General features: G+C 29.3%; 3 protein-coding genes. All 3 read right to left on the bottom strand.

Annotated elements, in window-relative coordinates:
* Positions 1-232: 232 nt before the first annotated feature.
* The 3 genes from E6A48_RS11005 to E6A48_RS11015 are packed head-to-tail and all read right to left on the bottom strand — an operon-like array spanning position 233 to position 4,061.
* Positions 233-1,255, bottom strand: a complete 1,023-nt coding sequence (locus E6A48_RS11005; protein ID WP_219710312.1) for an ABC transporter substrate-binding protein — start codon at positions 1,253-1,255, stop codon at positions 233-235.
* Between the two features lie 47 nt (positions 1,256-1,302).
* The gene (locus E6A48_RS11010; protein WP_219710314.1) at positions 1,303-2,520 is read right to left on the bottom strand and encodes an ABC transporter permease; all 1,218 of its coding nucleotides are present in this window, start codon (positions 2,518-2,520) and stop codon (positions 1,303-1,305) included.
* Between the two features lie 44 nt (positions 2,521-2,564).
* Complete coding sequence (locus tag E6A48_RS11015) at positions 2,565-4,061, bottom strand: sugar ABC transporter ATP-binding protein (protein ID WP_219710316.1); 1,497 nt, start codon at positions 4,059-4,061, stop codon at positions 2,565-2,567.
* Between the last annotated feature and the right edge of the window lie 102 nt (positions 4,062-4,163).

Raw genomic sequence — 4,163 nt, forward strand, 5'->3', positions numbered from 1 at the left:
CTGTTAATAAAAAACAATAAATATTAAGCATAAAATTCTTAAATATATAAAACTACAAATTATATAAAAATAAAACATATAATATTTATTAAAACAATAAAAAAGCCATCCCTAAAATATTTAGGAATGGCTCATTATATTTAATATAAAGTTTTATTTTTATATCAATTATAGATAATCATCATTAGAGTAAAAGCAATTAATTTTATAACTCACCTACTCTACTAATAAATTATTCATATAATAATTTAGCAATCTCTGGGTCATCAATATTTGTTTTGTCATACCATTTAGCACCAGTGTCAACATTAGCAACAGATTCACCTTTAGAAGCTTTATAAGCTAAAGTAACAGCTTGATAACCAATACTATAAGGGTCTTGAGTAACAGAACCTTGTATTATACCACTTCTTATAGCATCTAATTGAGGTTTACCAGAGTCAAATCCCATAACAACCAAATCACCACCATCTTGAGCATCACCAACTATAGTGTTAGCAGCACCAGCCTCAGCACTTTTATATACTACTAAGAAACCTCTAGCCATAGCTTCATTAGATAAATATATACCTAAAACACTTTTTCCTCTTAAAGCATTAACTTCGTTAGCTATATCAGCTTCGTTCTGAGTAGTAGGAACTATAACTTGTAAAGTGTATTTACCAACTGTAGTAGCATCACCATCAGCTAATTCAGTAAATCTTTTTACAAAACCTTCAGCTCTTCCTATACCAGTATCAGAGTTATCTAATTGAAGTACAGCAATTTTAGCTTTATTAGCAGCAGTGAAAGTAGCTATTCTAGTTTTTAAAGCTTCAAACATTTTGTCAGCAACTACAGCAGCAGCAGCTCTGTTATCAGTAGAAGCAGTTGCAAGTACAGCACCTTGTGCTTGATCAGGTAATATACCAGAGTCAAAACCAATTAAAGGAATATTTTTTTCTTTTATTCTTTTGATTTGTTCAGTGAAATCTCCTGTTACAGCAGCAAATGCTATAGCATCTGGATTTTTATTGATTTCACTATCTAATAAGTCTTGCTGTATTTTTGAATCAGATTCTGTTTCAGGTCCAACAAAGCTAATTTTTACACCGTTTTCTTTAGCAGCATCTTCTGCACCATTTCTAACAGTTACCCAAAACTTATGCTGGAATCCTTTAGATACAACAGCTATATAAGGCTCTTTATTGCCACAGCTTGCCAACATAACTGTTAATCCTATTAAAGTAATAGCTAGTAATAAAATCTTTTTCATTTTATTCTCCTTAAAAAATTATATTTTATTTTTAATTAAAGATATTTTCATTTTAATTTTTTCTTTTCTTCTACTAAAGAATTAATTTTTGATTGCACTTCTGCTATCTCTTTAGAATAATCTTTAGTATTGTCTGATATCATATAATCTATTTTTACTCTATAAGATTCAATTTCTTCTTCAAGTTGTTCACGTTTTTCTTTTTTTACATCAACTTTTTTTACTTTATTAGACATTTTTATTCTGTAAACGTCTATAAGTACGGCTATAATAACTACTATACCTATAGTAAAGTATTGGAAGAATTGCTCAACACCAACAGAAGGAAGACCTACTTTTAGTACAGACATTATATATACACCAATTATAGTACCTATAATAGAACCAACACCACCAGAAAGAGAAGTACCACCTATAACTACAGCAGCAATAGCATCAAATTCATAACCTTGACCAGCTCCAGGGCTTATACTTGAATAACTAGCAGCAAAAGTTAAACCACCTATACCACAGAAGAATCCTGCTATAGTATAAGCAATTATTTTCCATTTATTAGTTTTTATACCAGAAAGTCTTGCAGCCTCTTCATTACTTCCTAAAGCAAAAATATATCTTCCTACTATTGTTTTAGTAAGCACAATTACAGATATTATTGTAAATATGGCTAGCATTATAAAACCAGATGGGAAATTAGATTCTGTAGCATTAAATAACACTCTAAACCAACCATAATCAGGGTCAGTTATAGTTGGATAATATATAGTTTGAGATTTTGAAACTATACCAGATAAACCTTTTGTAACCATTAACATACCTAAAGTAGCAATAAATGGAGGTAAATGGAAATAAGAAATTAAACAACCATTTATAAATCCACCTAAAGTTGCAACAGCTATTACTATAATAAGCACTGCCCACATAGGTGTTTTGAAATTCGTTATCATTACACCACCAACCATTGCCGCAAAGAGAGAAAGCGAACCAATGGATAAATCAATACCACCTGTTATTATAACAAAAGTTACACCTATAGCTAAAAAACCAATAAAATATGAGTTTCTTAATATCAATGAAAATGTATCAAATGTAAAGAAATTTCTTCCTGCTATAACAAAAAATACATATAATATAAGAAGGGCAACGATTGTTAAGAATTTTTGAAGTCCATTATTTTTAAGATATATTAGAGAATTTCTTACTTTTCTCCTCATTCTAGCTTTAAAACATAACTTACCAGTAAAAGTGTTAGTTTCAATATTGTACATATATAAACTCCATAATATTTATTATTTTTTTATAGTAAATGATATTATCTCATAGTAGCATATTTCATAATATCATCTTGAGTAGTTCCTTTTATGTCTAATTCACCTGTTTTTTTGCCTTCAGACATAACTAATATTCTATCACTCATTCTAAGTATTTCTACCAAGTCTGATGAAATCATTATAATAGATTTTCCCATAGATACTAATTTTTCCATAAGATTGTAAATCTCACTTCTTGCTCCTACATCTATTCCCCTTGTAGGCTCATCAAATATTAATACCTTACATTCTTTTATAAGCCAATTTGCTATTACTACTTTCTGTTGATTTCCTCCAGATAGATTCTTAACTAACTGATCTACAGATGGAGTTTTAATATTTAATGATTTTACTTCTTCTTCTGCAATATTTTTTACTTTGAGATTTTGAACCATAAGCATATTTGAAAACTTATCATAATTACCCATCATCATATTTTCAAATACAGGAAGCCCCAATGCCAAACCATATCTTTTTCTATCCTCAGAAAGATAACCAATACCGCTTTTTATAGCATCAACTGGTGATTTAATTGATACCTCTTCTCCATCAACAAATATTTTACCGCTTTCAAATTTATCAGCACCAAAAATAGCCCTTGCCGTTTCTGTTCTTCCAGCACCCATAAGACCAGCAAATCCTAATATTTCTCCATGTTTTAAAGAAAAACTGACATCTTTTACTACACCAGGTACTACTAAATTCTCTACTCTTAATATTTCTTTAGCATCTTTAGCAACTTTACTCTCTGTTTTAGGTGTTTCATATATAACACGTCCAACCATTAAGTTAACTATTTCATCTTTATTAGTTTCTTTTGTTATTTTTGTGTCTATATACTCACCATCTCTAATAACTGTTATTCTGTCTGATAATATAAATAACTCATCTAATCTATGTGAAATATATACTATTGATACGCCTGCTATTTGCAAGTCTTTAATGATTCTAAATAGCTCTTTTGTTTCTGATTCTGTTAAAGCAGCCGTAGGTTCATCAAGTATTAATATTTTCGAGTTATGTGTCAATGCTTTAGCTATTTCAACTAATTGCTGTTTTCCTACAGTTAAAGAGCCTATTTTGGCAGATGGGTCTATATCTACATTCATACCTTTGAATATTTTATCAGCACGTCTTATCATCAATTTATCATCTATAAGCCCAAATTTATTTAAAGGTTCATGACCTATATATATATTTTGTGCTACAGTTAAATGATTCATCAAATTTAACTCTTGGTGAACTATTGATATACCTCGCTCTTCTGCTTCTTTAGGACCTGATACTTCTAAAGGCTTTCCAAAATATTCTATAGTACCAGAATCTTTTTTATATATCCCAGATAGAATTTTCATAAGAGTAGATTTACCAGCACCATTCTCCCCTATTAAAGCTAGTATTTCGCCCTTAACCAAAGAGAAATTAAAGTTTTTCAAGGCATAAACCCCTTTAAATCTCTTTTCTATACCTGTCATTTTTAAAATTATATTATCAGTCATAGAATAATTTATCCTTAACTTATTTTTTATGTCTACTTAATATTTTAGTAAAAATAAACACAATAATCAACATAATAGATTATTTTTTTCTAAAAATATTAT

It is taken from the genome of Brachyspira pilosicoli (genome assembly GCF_019402445.1).
GTDB lineage: Bacteria > Spirochaetota > Brachyspiria > Brachyspirales > Brachyspiraceae > Brachyspira > Brachyspira pilosicoli_B.

Excerpts from the sequence above, each read along its gene's own strand:
- E6A48_RS11005 (WP_219710312.1), bottom strand. The coding sequence starts at position 1,255 with ATGAAAAAGATTTTATTACTAGCTATTACTTTAATAGGATTAACAGTT.
- E6A48_RS11010 (WP_219710314.1), bottom strand. The coding sequence starts at position 2,520 with ATGTACAATATTGAAACTAACACTTTTACTGGTAAGTTATGTTTTAAA.
- E6A48_RS11015 (WP_219710316.1), bottom strand. The coding sequence starts at position 4,061 with ATGACTGATAATATAATTTTAAAAATGACAGGTATAGAAAAGAGATTT.